General features: G+C 68.9%; 14 protein-coding genes. 5 read left to right on the top strand and 9 right to left on the bottom strand.

Features of this window, described 5'->3' with window-relative positions; translation table 11 throughout:
• Nucleotide 1: 1 nt before the first annotated feature.
• The 3 genes from zwf to L0C25_RS15180 all read right to left on the bottom strand — a co-directional run bounded on the left by zwf (nt 2) and on the right by L0C25_RS15180 (nt 3,515).
• Nucleotides 2-1,456: a glucose-6-phosphate dehydrogenase gene (gene zwf, locus L0C25_RS15190; protein WP_271632518.1), complete on the bottom strand. Its 1,455-nt coding sequence runs from the start codon at nt 1,454-1,456 to the stop codon at nt 2-4.
• Between the two features lie 107 nt (nt 1,457-1,563).
• Entirely contained in the window at nt 1,564-2,229 is a 666-nt protein-coding gene (locus L0C25_RS15185) for a response regulator (RefSeq protein ID WP_271632517.1), read from the bottom strand.
• Nucleotides 2,226-3,515, bottom strand: coding sequence for an ATP-binding protein (locus L0C25_RS15180; protein ID WP_271632516.1), 1,290 nt, complete (start codon nt 3,513-3,515; stop codon nt 2,226-2,228). The genes L0C25_RS15185 and L0C25_RS15180 overlap by 4 nt, the downstream gene beginning before the upstream one ends.
• 143 nt (nt 3,516-3,658) lie before the next feature.
• Here L0C25_RS15180 and L0C25_RS15175 point away from each other — a divergent pair, with 143 nt between their 5' ends.
• Genes L0C25_RS15175 through L0C25_RS15165 form a run of 3 tightly spaced genes read left to right on the top strand, consistent with a single transcriptional unit; the run spans nt 3,659 to nt 5,277 of the window.
• On the top strand, nt 3,659-4,840 hold the full coding sequence (locus L0C25_RS15175; protein ID WP_271632515.1) for a PspC domain-containing protein: 1,182 nt from the start codon (nt 3,659-3,661) through the stop codon (nt 4,838-4,840).
• Nucleotides 4,841-4,877: 37 nt separating this feature from the next.
• Nucleotides 4,878-5,084 (top strand): hypothetical protein, encoded by a 207-nt coding sequence (locus L0C25_RS15170; RefSeq protein WP_271632514.1) that lies wholly within the window; start codon nt 4,878-4,880, stop codon nt 5,082-5,084.
• Nucleotides 5,077-5,277 (top strand): PspC domain-containing protein, encoded by a 201-nt coding sequence (locus L0C25_RS15165; protein ID WP_271632513.1) that lies wholly within the window; start codon nt 5,077-5,079, stop codon nt 5,275-5,277. Before L0C25_RS15170 ends, L0C25_RS15165 begins: the two co-directional genes overlap by 8 nt.
• Nucleotides 5,278-5,492: 215 nt before the next feature.
• Here the strand turns inward: L0C25_RS15165 and L0C25_RS15160 are convergent, their stop codons facing one another.
• Entirely contained in the window at nt 5,493-6,512 is a 1,020-nt protein-coding gene (locus L0C25_RS15160; protein ID WP_271632512.1) for a glycerophosphodiester phosphodiesterase family protein, read from the bottom strand.
• A 120-nt stretch (nt 6,513-6,632) separates the two neighbouring features.
• On the opposite strand from L0C25_RS15160, the gene L0C25_RS15155 reads away from it, so the two are divergent.
• Together L0C25_RS15155 and L0C25_RS15150 are read left to right on the top strand one after the other, a co-directional pair.
• Nucleotides 6,633-8,336: an ABC transporter ATP-binding protein gene (locus tag L0C25_RS15155; protein ID WP_271632511.1), complete on the top strand. Its 1,704-nt coding sequence runs from the start codon at nt 6,633-6,635 to the stop codon at nt 8,334-8,336.
• Nucleotides 8,329-10,074 carry an ABC transporter ATP-binding protein gene (locus L0C25_RS15150; protein ID WP_271632510.1) on the top strand — a complete coding sequence of 582 codons (1,746 nt, stop codon included), beginning with the start codon at nt 8,329-8,331 and terminating at the stop codon, nt 10,072-10,074. Before L0C25_RS15155 ends, L0C25_RS15150 begins: the two co-directional genes overlap by 8 nt.
• A 130-nt stretch (nt 10,075-10,204) precedes the next feature.
• On the opposite strand, the gene L0C25_RS15145 is transcribed toward L0C25_RS15150, so the two are convergent.
• The 5 genes from L0C25_RS15145 to L0C25_RS15125 all read right to left on the bottom strand — a co-directional run bounded on the left by L0C25_RS15145 (nt 10,205) and on the right by L0C25_RS15125 (nt 17,952).
• On the bottom strand, nt 10,205-11,701 hold the full coding sequence (locus L0C25_RS15145) for an MDR family MFS transporter (RefSeq protein WP_271632509.1): 1,497 nt from the start codon (nt 11,699-11,701) through the stop codon (nt 10,205-10,207).
• Nucleotides 11,702-11,866: 165 nt separating this feature from the next.
• Entirely contained in the window at nt 11,867-12,457 is a 591-nt protein-coding gene (locus tag L0C25_RS15140) for a hypothetical protein (RefSeq protein WP_271632508.1), read from the bottom strand.
• Between the two features lie 86 nt (nt 12,458-12,543).
• Nucleotides 12,544-14,112, bottom strand: coding sequence for a glutamine-hydrolyzing GMP synthase (guaA, locus tag L0C25_RS15135; protein ID WP_271632507.1), 1,569 nt, complete (start codon nt 14,110-14,112; stop codon nt 12,544-12,546).
• Between the two features lie 517 nt (nt 14,113-14,629).
• Nucleotides 14,630-16,345 (bottom strand): GMC oxidoreductase, encoded by a 1,716-nt coding sequence (locus tag L0C25_RS15130; protein WP_271632506.1) that lies wholly within the window; start codon nt 16,343-16,345, stop codon nt 14,630-14,632.
• Entirely contained in the window at nt 16,342-17,952 is a 1,611-nt protein-coding gene (locus L0C25_RS15125) for a succinic semialdehyde dehydrogenase (protein WP_271632505.1), read from the bottom strand. The genes L0C25_RS15130 and L0C25_RS15125 overlap by 4 nt, the downstream gene beginning before the upstream one ends.
• Nucleotides 17,953-18,061: the final 109 nt, after the last annotated feature.

The following is an 18,061-nucleotide window of genomic DNA, read 5'->3' as shown; positions in this document are numbered from 1 at the left end:
GTCAGGCGCCCGCCTCACGCCAGGCGCGCTCGAACGGCAGTCGCCACGCATTCGGCGCGACCAGCTGATGGATCGCGTTCGGGCCCCACGATCCCGGCGGGTACGACCGTACCGGCGGCGGATTGTCGAGCAGCGGCTCGGAGATCTCCCAGAGTCGCTCGATGCCCTCGGCGCTGGTGAACAACGTGCGGTCGCCACGCATGGCGTCCAGGATGAGCCGCTCGTACGCCTCGAGCACGTCGCCCGCGTACGTGGTGTCCTGCATGGCGAACTGCAGGCTCAGCTTGTCCAGCTTCATGCCGGGTCCCGGTCGTTTGCCATAGAACGACAACGACATCTTGGACGCGTCGGCGAGGTCGAACGTCAGGTGGTCCGGCCCCTGCGCCCCGACGCCCGAACCGGCCGGGAACATGCTCTTCGGCGGCTCCTGGAACGCGATCGAGATGATCCGCTGTCCTTCGGCCAGCTGCTTGCCGGTCCGCAGGAAGAACGGCACGCCCGCCCAGCGCCAGTTGTCGATCTCGGCCTTCAACGCGATGAACGTCTCCGTCTCCGAGTCGGCCGCCGCGCCGTCCTCCTCGCGGTAGCCGGAGTACTGCCCGCGTACGACGTTGGCCGGGTCGATCGGCGTCATCGACCGGAACACCTTGTACTTCTCGTCGCTGATCGAGTCGGGCTCGAGCGCGGTCGGCGGCTCCATCGCCATGAACGCAAGGATCTGGAACAGATGCGTGACGACCATGTCCCGGTACGCGCCGGTCGCCTCGTAGAAGCCGATCCGAGTGCCGATGCCGAGCGTCTCGGGTACGTCGATCTGCACGTGGTCGATGAAGTTGCGGTTCCAGATCGGCTCGAACAGGCCGTTGGCGAACCGGAACGCCAGGATGTTCTGCGCCGGCTCCTTGCCGAGGAAGTGGTCGATGCGGAAGATCTGCTGCTCGTCGAAGGTCTGGTGCAGCGTCGCGTTGAGCGCGATCGCGCTGCGCAGATCGGTGCCGAACGGCTTCTCCATGATGATCCGCGAGCGGGGTACGAGGCCGGCCTCGTCGAGGGTCGCCACGACCGCCAGAGCCGCCTTCGGCGGCACGCTCAGGTAGTGCAGACGCCGCGGCTCAGACCCGAGCTCGGACTCCGCCGCGGAGACGGCAAGGGCGAGATAGTGCGAGCCGGAGTCCTGCGACACGTACCGGATCCGGCTCGCGAAGTCGTCCCACACCTCGTCGGTGACCTCGAGGCTCCCGTACTCCTCGCACGCCTTGCGCGCGAACGAACGAAACGAGTCGTCGTCGTGCTTGTCGAGCGAGCAGGCGACGACCTGCAGGCCCGGGATCAAGCCGGAGCAGTCGAGCTTCAGCAGCCCGGGCAGCAGCTTGCGTTGCGCGAGATCACCGGTCGCGCCGAACAGCACCACGACGTACGGATGGTCGGGGCCCATGGCTGCGTCATTCGTACCCATGGTCCCCATCCTTACCCGCCACCCCCGTGGGCCGCACCTTTCAGCCCCCGAATCACAGAAATCGGGGCTGAAATGCGCGGCCCACGGGGCGCGCGCGTGGGTACGGCTCAGATCAGGCGGCGGTCGCTGGCCCACCGGGTCAGCTCGTGGCGCGACGACAGCTGCAGCTTGCGGAGCACGCTCGAGACATGCGTCTCAACCGTCTTGATCGAGATGAACAGCTCCTTCGCGACCTCCTTGTACGCGTACCCGCGCGCGATCAGCCGCATCACCTCGCGCTCCCGCTCGGTCAGCCGGTCGAGGTCCTCGTCGACCTGCGCGACCTCGATGGTGCCGGCGAACGCGTCGAGTACGAATCCGGCCAGCCGCGGCGAGAACACCGCATCGCCGTCGGCAACCCTGCCGATGGCCTCGACCAGCTCCTTGCCGGCGATGCTCTTCGTGACGTAGCCACGGGCGCCGGCCCGGATCACGCCGATGACGTCCTCGGCCGCGTCGCTGACGGACAGCGCCAGGAACCTCATCTCCGGCAGCGTCCGATGCACCTTGGCGATGACCTGGGTGCCGCCCCCACCGGGCAGGTGCACGTCGAGCAGCACCACATCGGGTCGGTGCTCGACGATCGACGCGACCGCGCTGTCGACGTCCTCGGCCTCCCCGACGACATCCACCGACCCGTCGATCTCGGCACGTACGCCCGTGCGGAACAGCGCGTGATCGTCGACCAGCACTACCCGGAGCTCAGGCTGTCTCGGCCTAGCGGGTGTCGTCACGATTCTTCTCCTTCATCGAGTCGATGCCGGGGCATCGACAGCCTCACTTCGGTTCCGTCACCGGGCGCGCTTCGAATCTCGGCCGTGCCCCCGTGTCGTTCCATCCGGGCGACGATCGACTCGCGGATACCCATCTTCGTCCCCGCCTCCGATGTCCCGACACCGTCCGGGTCGAATCCCGCGCCGCGATCGCGTACGAACACCGCGACGTCGTCGCCTCCGACCTCGGCGTACACGTCGATCGCCTCCGCACCGGAGTGCTTGGCGGCGTTCACGATGGCCTCGCCGGCAGCGCGTACGAGCGCCTCACCGTGCGGGTTCAGGGCGAGGTCACCGACGCCGACGACCTCGACCGGTACACCGTGGTCGTCCTCGACCTGTGACGCGGCGGCGTCGAGCGCGCCACGTAGGGTCGTCTCCGGTGGGCGTCGAGATCCGTACAACCACTCGCGCAGCTCGCGTTCCTGCCGACGGGCAAGGGTGGCCACCATGCGTGGGTTGTCAGAGTTCTTCTGCAGGATCGCGAGGGTCTGCAGCACCGAGTCGTGCAGGTGCGCAGCGACATCGGCCCGCTCCTGCGTACGCGCGCGCTCGGTACGTTCGGCGCCGAGTTCCCGGGTGAGCCGGTAGATCCACGGTCCGACGAGCAACGCGATGCCGATCACCGCGATCAGCAGAACCGCCGACACATCGAGCAGCGCATCCATGCCGCTGCGCTGCCCGACCGCGAAGATGACGGCGGCCGAAACGAGCGCGAGGCCCAGCGAGAGACGCGCCACCGCCGCCCACCCGGTCGGCTGGGTGACCCAGCGGTTCCACCGGGTCTGGTCGACCTGCCGCCAGACGAGCGCGACTCCGACGACCGCCACGAGCACCGGGATCAGGGCGCTCGTGCCGAGCCCCCACCCGACGGCCTGGGTCAGCAGCAGCACACCGAGGCCCAGGGCGAGCAACGCGATCGTCTGGACGGGGTCGCTGAGCGCCTGCGGTCCTCTGCCGCTCGGCGTACGTAGTCCGCGGCGGGTCGCGGCGCGGATGCCGGCCGGCGTATCGGGGTCTTCGGTGTCCGGGTCGATCGGCAGCAACCACCAGAGCAGGCCGTACGCGAGGATGCCGACACCGTTGAACCACGTCGCGACCACGAACGCGAGACGTACCCAGAACACGTTGACACCGAAGTGTGCGGCCAAGCCCTCGGCGACGCCGCCGATCATCCGCGAGTCGGCAGGACGGTACGCGCGGCGGTACTCGTACCCGCCGGCCGCGTCCGCCGCCGTCGATGTCATGGAACCGATCGTCACACGCGCGCGTGCCTGCGCGCCATCGGGACTGTCCCAGGTCGGACCCTGACCCCATGTCGGCTCCCACCCGGGCGATTCAGGGTCGACCCCGATGGTGCGGGACGCCTTCGCGGGCCACGATGGATGCCATGAGCGACCAATCTGCCGACGACGCTTCGGAGTTCGACCCACGCCGGGTCCGCACCCTCGCGTCCATGCGCCGCAATGCGGACGACCGCATGGTCGCCGGCGTGTGCTCGGGCGCCGCACGCTATCTGAACATCGACCCCGTTGTCGTCCGCGTCGTGGTGGCCTCCTTGGCGTTCGTCGGGTTCGCCGGCGTCATCGTGTACGTCGCCGCGTGGCTGCTCGTTCCGGAGGACGACGAGGACGAGAGCCTCGTTGACCAGCATCTCCCCGAGTCGGTCGACCGCGAGCAGGTGCGACGGATCGGCCTGTTCCTTGCGGCCGCGATCGCCGTGGCCAGCATGCTCGGGTCGGGCTTCACGTTCGTCGACGCGAGCATCCCGGTCTCTCTCGCCGCACTCGCGCTGTTCTACATCTTCGTCGTGGTGCCGTACAACAAGCGCCGGTCGGCCGCCAAGGCGGTCGATGCGGAGGCTTCGGGCGTCGCCGTCGAGACGACGACCGACAACGACGCTGCGACCCAGCCGCTCGGCTCATCGCCGCCAACGGGTCCGCCGAACGCGGACCCGCCGGACGATGAGAAGCGACCGCGTAACCCGCGGCGCGACAGCGGGCGTCTGTTCGGGCTCACCACGGCAGTCGCGGTCATCGTCGTCGCCTGCATGGCGATCGACTCCGAGTCGTTCGACTGGCCGTACTACCCGCTCGCCGCCCTGCTCGTCGTGGGCGCGGGGATGCTCGTCGGTACGTTCTACGGCAACGGCAGGCCGCTCGCGAACCTGGGCATCCCGCTCGCGTTGCTCATGCTGCTGACGACGGTACTTCCCACCTACACGGTCGGGGATGAACGGCACGACCCGGCGTTGGCATCAGACATCGATGACTCGTACGAACAGGGCATCGGCAACTTCGTTCTCGACCTGACCGAGATATCCGATCTCGAGTCGCTGGACGGACGCACGGTCAAGCTCGACCAAGGTGTCGGGAGCATGGAGATCGTCGTACCGGACGGGCTGAACCTCGACGTCGATGCCCAGACGGATGCCGGCAGCCTCAAGATCCTCGGCCGCTCCAGCGACGGCGCACCGGTCTCGCTGCACTACATCGACCCGGCCGACTCCGATCCGGTGCTCCATCTCGACCTCGAACAGACAACCGGAGAGATCAGGGTGACCCGCTCATGAATGATTACCACGCTCGCTCGTCCGCTCCTCGCCGCTCATGAAACGCCATCCGCTCGACCCCCTGTCCCTCGTCCTCGGCCTCGCGACGCTGATCGGTGGCGGGTTGTGGGTCGCCTGGGACCAGGGGAACGCCGACCGCGGCGAGATCCTGATCGCCGTGCCCGTGATCCTGATCGTCGGCGGCATCGTCGGCATCGTGTTGTCCACCATCGCTTCGCACCGTAGGAAGGCCCGCAATGAGTGACCTCGACAAGCCCCGCAAGCGCCTCGTTCGCTCGGACGACCGTTGGATCGGCGGTGTGTGCGGCGCGGTCGCGGAGTACGTCAACGTCGACGCCAACGTCGTACGACTGATCACCGTCATCGCGACCATCTTCGGCCTCGGGTCGATGATCATCGTCTACCTGATCGCCTGGGTGCTCATCCCGTCCGAGTAGCCCACCCGGTACCAGGCCGTGTTGGCAAACCCCGCGCCGGCTCGCGTGCCTCCGCATCCCTGGGGGCACCTCCCGGCCGCGAAGCGGCTGGGGGACTGGCTACGTTACGGGTCGCTCGAAGGAGCATCCAACTACAACTTCGCTCCCGCGCGAATGGGGGCACCTCCCAGCCGCCTTGCGGCTGGGGGACAGACCGGGCGCGGAGTCCCGCTCCCTCATCGACGCGAGGTTTGCCAACACGACCTAGCGGCAAGCGCGGTGTCGACGAAGTCGGTGAACACGCCGTCGACACCCGCGTCGAAGAACGCCGCATACTCGGCGGCCGCTTCTCCCATCTCGTGGCCCGAAGTCCCCCGCCGCAGTTCCTTGGGCAGGTACACGTTCTCGTTGCGCAGCGTCCACACGTGCACCTCCAGCCCGGCCGCGTGCGCGTCGGCGGTCAGGCTGGTCGGCGCCCGGAGCCGCCGGTCGGCGCCCCGCGGAATGACCTGGCCCTTGCTCGGACCGATCCGCTGCGCGTACGTCGCGATCTCGGCCAGGCCGGCGGGCGTACACAGGTCTCGGTACGTACGGGGGTCGCCGGCGGCGGTCAGGTCGTACGGTTGTTCGCCGCTGGCCATCAGCTGCGTGAGCGTGCAGCCGACCCTGCCGGCGAGATCGCGGAGGACACCCGTCTCCATCGACTCCAACCACACCGGCGCACCGTCGACGAGCAGGCCGTGCCGGTCGAGGTCGGCCACCAGCGGACCGACCAGATCGAGGCCCCGGTCGGCGAAGTACGTCGGGTGCTTGAGCTCCAGATAGACACCGATCGGCGTCGAACGTTCCGCGTTGGCGATCCCGACGTACGCCAACACGTCCTCGAGGGTCGGCACGTCGTACCGGCCGTCGTGGCGGGCACTCGCCGGCCGGAGGTCGGGTCGGCGCTCCGTCGCGCGCAACGACTTGAGCTCGTCGAGGGTGAGGTCCTCGGTGAACCACCCGGTCAGCGCCTCTCCGTCGACCTCGCGGGTCGTACGCCGCGAAGCGAAGCCGGCTCGCGAGGCGACGTCGGTCGTCGACGAGATCTCGTTCTCGTGTCGGATCACGAGAACCCCGTCGGCCGTGCTGACCAGGTCGAGCTCGATCCACTCGGCGCCGAGCTCGACGGCAAGGTCGATCGCGGCGATCGTGTTCTCGGGACGGTAGCCGCTCGCTCCTCGATGAGCGATGACCACCGGTGTTCCAGCTGTCATGACCGTCAGTCAATCAGTATCCGCACCGAGTGCGGGCCTCCCCGGCCAAACCTCACGACGTACCGAACGCCCGAAAACCTGTCGCGCCCGACATGCCCGCAAACCTACGCTGGTTCGGCTATGAAGACCCTGCCCCTCGCCGACCCAGGAACGCCCGACCTTCGCTCGTCGGTCCGTTACCTGCTCTGGGTCATTCGCAACCAGGGGCGCACGCTCACGCTCGCCGTGAGCATGGGCATCGCCTGGATGGTCGCCCAGGCGCTGATGCCGGCGATCATCGGCCGAGCGATCGACCAGGGCATCGCGTCCGACGACATGTCACGGCTCACGTACTGGGCCGGTGCGCTGCTCGTGATCGGCGTCGTCCAGGCGGCCTCGGGCATCATGCGGCACCGCGCCTCCGTACAGATGTGGCTGGACGCCGCGTACCGCACGGTCCAGCTCACCAGCAACAAGACCACGGAGCTCGGCTCGACGTTACGCAAGCGGGTCACGACCGGCGAGGTGGTCAGTGTCGGCGCGAACGACATCGCCAACATCGGCAACTCCTGCGACGTACTCGGCCGCGCATCGGGTTCGGTCGTCGCCTTCTTCGTGGTCGCGGCACTGTTGCTCAGCAGCTCCGTGACGCTCGGCCTGATCGTGCTCATCGGCGTACCGCTGCTGCTGCTCGCACTCGGCCCCCTGCTCAGCCCGCTGCAGCGCCGCAACATGTACGCCCGCGAGCTGCAGGGCGAGCTGAACAACCGCGGCGCAGACATCGTCGGTGGGCTTCGGGTGCTGCGTGGCATCGGTGGCGAAGAGGTCTTCCACCGGCGCTACGTCACCGAATCGCAGCGCGTACGCGACGCCGGCGTGCACGTGGGCAGGTTGCAGTCCGTGCTCGATGCCCTGCAGGTGCTGCTGCCCGGCATCTTCGTCGTGTTCGTCGTCTGGCTGGGCGCACGGTTCGCGATGGAGGGCACGATCACGCCGGGCGAGCTCGTTGCGTTCTACGGGTACGCGACCTTCCTGATGATCCCGCTGCGTACGGCAACCGAGTTCGCCAACAAGATGATCCGGGCGAACGTCGCCGCCGGCCGGGTCATACGCATCCTGTCGCTCACCCCCGAGCTCACCGATCCGGACCGCCCAGAGGAGGAGCCGCCCGGCAACTCGGTCTCCGACCCGCAGTCGGGTTTCGTCGCCGAGGAGGGCGACCTCGTCGCGATCGTCTGTGACGACCCCGCCTCCTCGGCCGCACTCGCCGATCGGCTCGGCTACTACCAGGCAAGCGATGCGGCACTCGACGGCGTCGCGTTGTCCGACCTGCGCCGGCAGACGGTACGCGAGCGGGTGATGGTGAACACCGCCGCGAGCACCTTGTTCAGTGGGCGTCTGCGCGACGAGCTCGACGTGTCCGGGCGCCGAGAAACAGACGAGATCATGCGAGCCATCCACACGGCGTCGGCCGAGGACGTACTCGAGGCGTTGCCCGAAGGGCTCGACGCGGAGATCGACGAACGCGGCAGGTCGTTCTCCGGCGGCCAACGCCAGCGGATGGTGCTGACGCGTGCGCTGCTGGCCGACCCCGGCGTGCTGATTCTGGTCGAGCCGACGTCCGCTGTCGACGCGCACACCGAGGCGCGCATCGCCAAGCGACTACGCAAGCAGCGCGTCGGGCGTACGACGGTCGTCGTCACGGCCAGCCCGCTACTGCTCGACGAGGTCGACACCGTCGCGTTCCTCGCCGAAGGCAGGGTCGTCGCCACCGGCACGCACCGCGAGCTGCTGGAGTCGGTGCCCGCGTACCGACGCGTCGTGACAAGGGGCGAGGATGAATGAGATCCTGCCGGTCGCAGACCGGCGCACCGTGCGTCAGTACGCCCGCCAGGTCGCCCGCGACCATCCACGCGAGCTGTCGCTCGTCATCGGGCTGCACGCGCTCGCGGCGATGGTCGGGCTCGTCGTACCCCGGATGATCGGCGACCTCGTCGAGGCGGTCGAGAACGGCACCACCGTCGACCACATCGACAAGATCGCGCTGATCATCGGCAGTGCTCTCGCTCTGCAGACCGTACTGACGAGGTACGCGAGGTTCGCGTCGACGCGGTTCGGCGAGAACCTCCTCGCCCGGCTCCGCGAGGACTTCGTGAAGAACTCCCTCGGGCTTCCGCTCGGCGTGGTCGAGCGGGCGGGCACCGGAGACCTGCTCACCCGGACATCGCGCGACGTCGAGAGCCTGAGCTGGTCGGTGCGATACGCCGTGCCCGAGACGATCATCGCGCTCGTGACGGTCGTGTTCACGATCGTCGCGTCGTTGCTGGTCGGGCTTTGGGTGGCGATCCCCTGCCTGCTCGGCGTACCGATCCTGTGGGTCGGCACCCGCTGGTACCTTCGCCGGGCCAAGGACGGCTACCTGCGCGAGAACGCGTCGTACGCCTCGATCAACGCGACGCTCGCGGAGACGACCGAGGGTGCACGCACCATCGAGACCCTCGGCGTGCAGGACCGCCGCCGCAAGCGCATCGACGCCGACATCGCCGAGTCGTACGCGGCCGAGAGCTACACGCTGTGGCTGCGCACGGTGTTCTTCCCTGCCGCCGAGATGGGCTATCTCGTGCCGACCGTTTCGACGCTGGTCATCGGCGGCTGGCTGCACAGCCAGGGGCACGCCTCGCTCGGCGATGTCACCGCGGCGACGCTGTACGTGCAGTTCCTGATCGACCCGGTCGACCGGCTGCTCGGCTGGATGGACGAGCTGCAGGTCGGCAGCGCCTCGCTGGCCCGGCTACTCGGCGTCACGCTGGTGCCCGACGACCGCTCGCCGTCGGGCGAAGTGCCGGCGAACGACCGCCTGGACGTCGACGAGGTGCGCTTCTCCTACATCGAAGGACGCGAGGTGCTGCACGGGGTCGACCTGGCGCTCCGGCCGGGCGAGCGCCTGGCGATGGTCGGGCCGTCGGGCGCCGGCAAGTCGACGCTCGGGCGACTGTTGGCCGGCATCCACCCGCCGTCGGGCGGGAGGGTGACCGTCGGCGATGTCGGACTGACCGACCTGCCGCTCGACGACTTGCGCGGCCAGGTCGCACTCGTCACGCAGGAGCACCACGTGTTCGCCGGTACGCTGCGCGAGAACCTCGCGCTCGTACTCGACGACACCGGTGCCGACGGTGATGCCACGTTGCGTACGGCGCTGGACGCCGTCGACGCTCTCGACTGGGCGGACGCCCTTCCCGACGGGCTCGACACGGTCGTCGGTTCGGGCGGTCACGCACTCACCGATGCACAGGCGCAGCAGCTCGCGCTCGCCCGGCTCGTGCTGGCCGACCCGCACACGCTCGTACTCGACGAGGCGACGTCGCTGATCGACCCGCGCTCGGCGCGCCACCTCGAGCGTTCGCTCGCGGCGGTGCTGCACGGTCGTACGGTCATCGCGATCGCGCACCGGCTCTACACCGCACACGACGCCGATCGGGTCGCCGTCGTCGAGGACGGCCTGATCAGCGAGATCGGCAGCCATGACGAGCTGGTCGAGCGCGACGGCTCGTACGCCGCGCTCTGGAGGTCGTGGCACGGGTAGCCCCGCGTGCGCGTGAGCGGCCGCGTGCGCCGAGGTACGGATTCTGGCCAATGAGCGGCCCGCCATGGGCGGGAATCCGTACCTCGGCGGGAACTTCACCCTGCGACCGTGGCAAGGTCGGCCATTCCGATCAGGGCGCGTCGACCCGCCGCGGGATCAACGCGATACTCACCGCGAGCAACACCGCGACGCCGACGATGCCGACGAACACATGGTGCGAGGCGAGCTCGAGCGAATCGCGCACGAACGCCTTCACGGCGTCGCTCGCTCCGGAGTCGAGCGAGTTGAGTACGTCGTCGGCGGTCTCCGGCAGCTCGCCGTTCGCGGACGCCGGCGCATCGTCGAGGCGGCGCCCGATCGTCGCGTTCGCGATCGCGCCGAACGCGGCGACGCCGACCGCGCTGCCGACCGACCGCGCGAACACGTTCGCCCCGGTCACGACGCCGCGGCGCTCCCAACCCACGACCGACTGCACCGCAACCAGGGTGGGGCTGGCGACGAACCCGAGGCCCGCGCCGATGATGAAGCAGAACGCCGCGACCGACCAGATCGAGCTGTCGCCGTCCAGGGTCAGCATCAGCGAGGTGCCGAGGAGCACCGACAAGCAGCCGATGAAGGCCGTGTTGCGGAAGCCCACTCGCATGTACACACGCCCGGCGAAGGCCGACGACAGCGGCCAGCCCATCGACATCGCGCCGACGGCGAGGCCGGCGACGAGGGCACTGGTGCTCAGCACCCCCTGCGCGTATGTCGGTACGTACGACGTCAGGCCGATCAGCAGCGCGCCGACCAGCAGTGACCCCAGGTTGCCGCCGACGAGGACGCGGCGGGTGAAGACCCACGGAGGCAGCACGGGTTCGGCAGCGCGGCGCTCGGCGAAGCCGAACGCGATCAGCAGCGCGACGCCGACGGCGATCACGGTCAGCGTGATTCCCGATGTCCATCCCCACCGCGAGCCGCCCTCGAGCAACGCGAGGATCAGCAGGGAGAACCCCGCGGCCAGCAGCGCGGCGCCGGTGAAGTCGATGCGATGCTGGCGCCGCTCGACCCGCTCCTCGAATCGGCGCCACAGCATCGCCGCCGCGATCGCGCCGATCGGCAGGTTCACGAAGAAGATCCAGCGCCACGACGCGTAGTCGGAGAACACCCCGCCGAGCGTCGGTCCGACGATCGACGCGATGCCCCAGACACTGCCCAGGTAGCCCTGGACCCGCGCGCGCTCCTCGACCGAGTAGAGATCGCCGACGATCGTCATCGCCATCGGCGCGACGGCGCCGGCGCCGAGGCCCTGGATCGCCCGCGATGCGATGAGCACCGGCATGCTCCACGCCGCCCCGCACAGCAGGGAGCCGAGGACGAACACCGCGATGCCGATCAGCATGACCGGCTTGCGCCCGACCATGTCGGCGAGCTTGCCGTAGATCGGCACGGAGACGGCCTGCGCGAGGAGGAAGATGCTGAACAACCACGGGAACTGGGAGAACCCACCCACGTCTCGTACGATCGCGGGCACGGCGGTCGCGATGATCGTGGTGTCGATCGCGATCAGGCCCATCGAGATCATCACCGCGAGCAGGATCGGCCCGCGTTCGGATCTCAGCCCGACGGCTGTCTTCGTGGTCGTCACATTGTGGTTGCAACCGCCAACGAGCCCCGAGGATTCCCTCGCGACGAGACGAGTCGCCGATCCCGGCGTCCGCGCGGCGGTGTGCGGCCCCCTTTCGTACCTCTCGGGAGTCTCGACGCGCGCCGGCCCGAAAGCGTGACAGAACGCCAGCGGACGCCCGAACGGTCAGCGCGTGCTGAACTGGATCGCGTTCTCGCTGTCGACGACCTCGCTGGCACCGTTGCGAATGGTGAGCCGCCCGGTATCGGCGTCAATGATGTACGCGTAGCCCTTGTTGGTCGCGAACCAGTCACCAGCGGCGTTGCGCTGCGCCTGCAAGACGATGCCGTCGGCGACGCCGTCGGACTTGCCGCGATAGACGTACGTGCCCGGCCCTGTGCGACAGATCGCCGCCGCGAAGGTGGGCGTACGGGTGCCCAACACCGCGGTGTCGCCGCCGCAGTCGACCTCGCTCGGTACGTCGACCGCCTTCGGCGGGCGTTGGGTCTCGCGCGGCTCGGCCGACTTCTCCGGCTGCTCGTCCTTCGGGGTCTCCGTCACGGTCTCCACCGTGCTCGGCGGACCGGCCGCCGGCTCGTCGCTCTCACCGTCGCCGCTCGCGCTGACCGATACCGAGCCCGAGGCCGTGTCGTCGTCCTCGCCGAGATTGATGCCGACGAAGACGGCGGCGACGGCGATCCCGACCACCAGAACGAGGCACGCGAGCACGATCGGCCACACCGGCCTGCTCGACGGCGGCGGCACGTTGTACGACATCCGGTGTTCTGCCCCTCGAGATAGACGTCCGACCACAGCAGACTATGCAATGACGCGGCTTCTCGCCGCCGAAGTCCAGACTCGGCCTATTCCCACTCGATCGTGCCGGGCGGCTTGCTGGTGATGTCGAGCGTGACCCGGTTGACCTCCGATACCTCGTTGGTGATCCGGGTCGAGATCCGCTCGAGCAGGTCGTACGGCAGACGTCCCCAGTCGGCGGTCATCGCGTCCTCGCTGGTAACCGGGCGCAGCACGATGGGATGCCCGTACGTACGCCCGTCGCCCTGAACGCCGACGGAGCGTACGTCGGCGAGGAGCACGACCGGGAACTGCCAGATGTCGCGCTCGAGGCCGGCGGCCGCGATCTCCTCGCGCACGATCGCGTCGGCGTCACGGAGGATCCGCAGCCGGTCGGCGTCGACCGAGCCGATGATCCGGATGGCCAGCCCGGGACCCGGGAACGGGTGCCGCCACACCATCTCGGGCGGGAGACCGAGCTGCTCACCGACCTGACGTACCTCGTCCTTGAACAGGGTGCGCAGTGGCTCGACGAGGGTGAACTGAAGGTCGTCCGGCAACCCCCCGACGTTGTGGTGGCTCTTGATGTTGGCGGCGCCCTCGCCCCCACCGGACTCCACGACGTCCGGGTACAGCGTGCCCTGGACCAGGAACTCCACAGGTTCGCCGACGGTCTCGGCGATCACCTCACGCTCGGCGGCCTCGAACGTACGAATGAACTCACGCCCGATGATCTTGCGCTTCTCCTCTGGCTCGGTCACGCCCGCCAGGGCCCCGAGGAACTGCTCGCTCACGTCGACCACCCTGAGGCGTACGTCGGTCGCCGCGACGTAGTCGCGCTCGACCTGCTCCGCCTCGCCCTTGCGCAACAGGCCGTGGTCGACGAACACGCAGGTGAGCTGGTCGCCGATCGCACGTTGGACGAGCGCCGCGGCGACCGACGAGTCGACGCCGCCCGACAGCGCGCAGATGGCCCGCTTGTCGCCGACCTGCTCGCGGATGCGCTCGACCTGCTCGTCGACGATGTTGACCATCGTCCAGGTCTGCCGGCAGCCCGCGATGTCGACCAGGAAGTGTTCGAGGATCTCCTGACCGTGCTCGGAGTGCATCACCTCGGGGTGCCATTGCACGCCTGCGCGCTGGCGTGCGACGTCCTCGAACGCCGCGACGGTTGCGCGTGGTGACGTCGCGTTGACCGTGAAGCCCGCCGGCGGCGCGGTCACCTCGTCTCCGTGCGACATCCACGAGCGCAGCTGCTGCGGAAGGCCGGCGAGCAGGGTGCCGGGCTGGGTCACGGTGACGTCGGTACGCCCGTACTCGCGCTTGCCCGTGTTGGCGACCTCCCCGCCGAGGGCGGCGGCCATCGCCATGAACCCGTAGCAGATGCCGAAGACCGGCACGTCGCGCTCGAACAGCGCCGGGTCGAGCCGCGGCGCGCCTTCCTCGTACACCGACTCGGGACCGCCGGACAAGATGATCGCCTTCGGCTCGCGAGCGAGCATCTCCTCGACCGGCATCGTGTGCGGCACGATCTCGGAGTACACGCGCGCCTCGCGTACGCGTCTCGCGATCAGCTGGGCGTACTGCGCTCCGAAGTCGACGACGAGGACGAGGTCATGTTCTGGGAGGTCGCGCACGAGCGGAGTCTATCGGTCAGTGCATCGACCGAGCGGGCCCGGTGAGCCGGGCCGCGACGCCGCCGACGCCACGCGAGACGGCTAATTGAAAAGTGATCGCAAACGTTGCGTACAACGGCCGTAACCCCCTTCGTTCGGCGTCGTTGTGTTGTGTAGACCCGGTCACGGCTCCCTCCTGATCGGGTCCGGTGGGCCGCTCTCGGTACACCGCGCAAGGCCCAGTTGTCGCTCCCTCGTGATTGGGCCTTGCGCCCGAGGGCGTCCCGGAATCCCTTCCGTGGTTCCGGACTGCCCATCGGGCGGCGAGCGCCTTGCACGGCAAACCTCCGCTCCGCACGGCATTTTCGCCACGGCCGACGTACGTTTACCATGTAAGCATGGTAAACGTGCACTTTGCATCGTGAATCTGCCATGCAAGGCGCACGTTTACCATGTTTACATGGTAAACGCACATCGACGGGAACCGACCTCACCCCGAGCGAGTGCCCAGGTCGAACTGAACCGAGGCGAACGCGGCCTACGAGACTCCCACGATCGGCAGCCGCAGCGCCGCGGGCGCGTCGTCGGGCACCACGGGTGACTTCGGCTCCACCGCATCGACCCGGCGGTACGCGTGCCCCAGCGCGGGGCGCGGGTCGGTCTCGCCGTGGTTCGGCCAGAACGACATCGCTCGCTCCGCCTGTGCGGTGATGGTGAGCGACGGGTTGACGCCGAGGTTCGCGCTGATCGCCGAGCCGTCGACCACATGCAGGCCGGCGTAGCCGTAGAGGCGCTGGTACGCGTCGACGACACCGCTCGCCGGCGACGCCCCGATCGCACACCCACCGATGAAGTGCGCCGTCAGCGGGATGTTGAACGGCTCACCGATCGTGCCGCCCGGCGTGCCGCCGAGCCGACGCGCGATCCTGCGTACGGCTTCGTTGCCCAGCGGGATCCAGCTCGGGTTCGGCGCCCCGTGCCCCTGCTTGGACGTCAGCCTACGTCTGCCGGTCAACCGCGAGCGTTTCGTGTACGTGGTGATCGAGTTGTCGACGGACTGCATGACCAGCGCGATGATCACCCGCTCGGACCAGTGCTTGAGGTCGTACAGGTTGCGCACCTCGCGGCGCTGCCCCCACAGCTCGCTCAGCCACGTCCGCCAGCGCGGTCGGTCACCGTCGCCGTCGGTCAGCACCGTCTGCAGGAGCGACATGATGTTGGAGCCCTTGCCGTACCGGACCGGCTCGATGTGGGTCGTCTCGTCGGGATGGAACGACGAGGTGATCGCGACGCCCTGGGTGTAGTCGGTCGTGGAGGACTTGTCGCCGATCGCGCCGAGGATCGACTCGGAGTTCGTACGCGTGAGGGTGCCGAGCCGCTCGGAGATGTCCGGCAGCAACCCCTCGTCGCGCATCCGATGCAGCAGCCGCTGCGTGCCCAGCGAGCTCGCCGCGAACACCACCTGCTCCGCCGTGAACGTACGCTCGCCGCCACCGAACCGCTTGTCGGTACGCCGGGTGTCGATCGCGTAGCCGGATGCGAGCGGGCGCACCGTGCGTACCGTCGTCAGCGGATGGATCTGCGCGCCGGCCTGCTCGGCGAGGTACAGGTAGTTCTTGACCAGGGTGTTCTTGGCGTTGTGGCGGCAGCCCGTCATGCACTCGCCACAGTTGAGGCAGCCGTTGCGCACCGGGCCCGCGCCGCCGAAGTACGGGTCGTCGGCGGCCTCGCCCGGCGTACCCATGAACACCCCGACGGGCGTCGGATGGAACGTGTCGCCGACACCCATCTCGCCGGCGACGTCACGCATGACCTCGTCGCTCGGCGTGAGATGTGGGTACGTGGTGACGCCGAGCATCCGCTTGGCCTGGTCGTAGAACGGCGCCAGCTCGGACTTCCAGTCGGTGATGTCGGCCCACTGCCGGTCGCGGTAGAACGCGTCGAGCGGTTCGTACAGCGTGTTCGCGTACACCAACGACCCGCCGCCAACACCCGCGCCGGACAGGATGAGCACGTCGCGCAGCACGTCGATGCGCTGGATGCCGTACCAGCCGACGGCCGGCGCGAACAGGAACCGCCTCTTGTCGAACGAGGTCTCGGCGAAGTCGTCGTCGAAGAACCGGGCGCCCGCCTCGAGCACGCCGACGCGATAGCCCTTCTCCGTAAGGCGAAGCGCCGTCACACTGCCGCCGAAGCCCGACCCGACGACGAGGACGTCGTAGTCGAATCCCGCCCGGGTGTCTTCGGTCGTCATGCGCGGCGCGTCCGCTTCAGGATTCGCAGCGCTCCGGTCATCAGCTTCGCGTACCGCTCCTCGGACACGAACCGAGGGCTCGCGAGCGGCAACAACCGTTGGTCTGCGACGGCCTGCGGTTCGGTGTAGCGGTGGATGCCTTCCACGCCCTGGCGACGCCCGAGGCCTGACTCGCGCATGCCACCCATCGGAGTGTCGGGACTGGCGAAGGTCGCCGCGAACCCCTCGTTGATGTTCACGGTGCCGCAGCGCAGCCGCCGCGCGAGCGTACGCGCCCGGGTGACGTCGCGGGTGTAGATGCTGGCGTTCAGGCCGTAAGTACCGTCGTTGGCGCGGGCGACCGCATCGGCCTCGCTGCCGAACCGGTACAGCGACACGACGGGTCCGAACGTCTCGTCGGCGAAGCAGCGCATCTGCGGGGTCACGCCCTCGAGCACCGTCGGTTCGTAGAACAACGGGCCCACATCGGGGCGCGCGCGACCGCCGGCGAGAACGGTCGCGCCCTTGGCGACCGCATCCTGGACATGTTCGTCGACCGTGCGCAGCTGGTCTTCGCTGATCAGCGCGCCCATGTCTGCGTCGAACCTCAGCTCCGGCGACAGCCGCATGGCGCGTACGCGGGCGACGAAGCGCTCGACGAACCGGTCGTAGATCGCATCGGAGACGAACATCCGCTCAGTCGAGACGCACAGCTGGCCGGACGAGGAGAACGCTGCGCGTACGGCGCCCTCGGCCGCTCGGTCGAGGTCGGCATCGGCGAGGACGAGCATCGGGTTCTTGCCGCCGAGCTCGAGCGAGCAGCCGATCACCCGCTCGGCGGCGCGGGCACCGACCGTACGACCCGTTGCGGTCGAGCCGGTGAAGCAGACGTAGTCGGCGCGGTCGACGATCGCGGTGCCGATGACCCGGCCCGAGCCGTACACGGGCTGCCAGAGGTCGGCCGGTAGGCCGGCCTCGCGGAACAGCTCGATGCCGGCGAGCGCGGTGAGCGGTGTCTGGCTGTCGGGCTTGTGCACGACGGCGTTGCCAGCGGCGATCGCCGGGATGCCGTCGGAGAGCGCCAACGTGTACGGGTAGTTCCACGGCGAGATGAGGCCGACGACCCCCTTCGGGATGCGGTTGACCTCGGCCCGCGTAAGGATGGGGTACACACCCGGATGCTTACGGCTTCGCAGGTGGCGCTTGAGCGTACGACCGTAGTAGCGCGCGGTCAACGCCACGTGCAGCACCTCGTCGAACGCGTGCTTGCGCGCCTTGCCCGACTCGTACTGGATCAGGTCGAGGATCTCGCGCTGGCGGTCGAGCACCAGATCGTGCAGGTCGAGCAGCAGCCGCGAGCGCAGGGCCAAGTCGGTCTCTGCCCACGACCGTTGTGCGGCGCGCGCCCGCTCGAACGCGACATCGACATCGGCCGGCTCCGAGACAGGGACGTCCGCGACCACCTGGCCGGTGAGCGGCGAGTACGTGCGCCGGTGCTGGGACCCGCTCGCCCGGATCGACCCGGTGAGCAGCCGGGCGCGGGCCGGGTCGACCGCGTACGAGGCGCGGGCGTCGTGCTCCGGATCGGCGACGGCGTCGATGTCGGGCTGCGGGGAGTCGGCGGACATGCCCCCAGCCTATGCAGCCGGTTTCGTCCGCGCTACCCCGCGGTAACAAATGTGACACGGCCGATGTCACGTTCTGTCCCTCCGCTCATGGGTCATCATCCCGCACCGC

Source organism: Solicola gregarius (assembly GCF_025790165.1).
In the GTDB taxonomy this organism is placed as follows: Bacteria; Actinomycetota; Actinomycetes; order Propionibacteriales; family Nocardioidaceae; genus Solicola; species Solicola gregarius.
This window is presented reverse-complemented; position numbering and strand designations above follow the sequence as displayed.

Bases quoted from the DNA above. Each gene is read 5' to 3' on its own strand.
- L0C25_RS15165 (WP_271632513.1), top strand. From the start codon at position 5,077: ATGAGTGACCTCGACAAGCCCCGCAAGCGCCTCGTTCGCTCGGACGAC.
- L0C25_RS15140 (WP_271632508.1), bottom strand. From the start codon at position 12,457: ATGTCGTACAACGTGCCGCCGCCGTCGAGCAGGCCGGTGTGGCCGATC.
- L0C25_RS15175 (WP_271632515.1), top strand. From the start codon at position 3,659: ATGAGCGACCAATCTGCCGACGACGCTTCGGAGTTCGACCCACGCCGG.
- L0C25_RS15125 (WP_271632505.1), bottom strand. From the start codon at position 17,952: ATGTCCGCCGACTCCCCGCAGCCCGACATCGACGCCGTCGCCGATCCG.
- zwf (WP_271632518.1), bottom strand. From the start codon at position 1,456: ATGGGTACGAATGACGCAGCCATGGGCCCCGACCATCCGTACGTCGTG.
- L0C25_RS15150 (WP_271632510.1), top strand. From the start codon at position 8,329: ATGAATGAGATCCTGCCGGTCGCAGACCGGCGCACCGTGCGTCAGTAC.
- L0C25_RS15170 (WP_271632514.1), top strand. From the start codon at position 4,878: ATGAAACGCCATCCGCTCGACCCCCTGTCCCTCGTCCTCGGCCTCGCG.
- L0C25_RS15160 (WP_271632512.1), bottom strand. From the start codon at position 6,512: ATGACAGCTGGAACACCGGTGGTCATCGCTCATCGAGGAGCGAGCGGC.
- L0C25_RS15155 (WP_271632511.1), top strand. From the start codon at position 6,633: ATGAAGACCCTGCCCCTCGCCGACCCAGGAACGCCCGACCTTCGCTCG.
- L0C25_RS15180 (WP_271632516.1), bottom strand. From the start codon at position 3,515: ATGACATCGACGGCGGCGGACGCGGCCGGCGGGTACGAGTACCGCCGC.
- L0C25_RS15130 (WP_271632506.1), bottom strand. From the start codon at position 16,345: ATGACGACCGAAGACACCCGGGCGGGATTCGACTACGACGTCCTCGTC.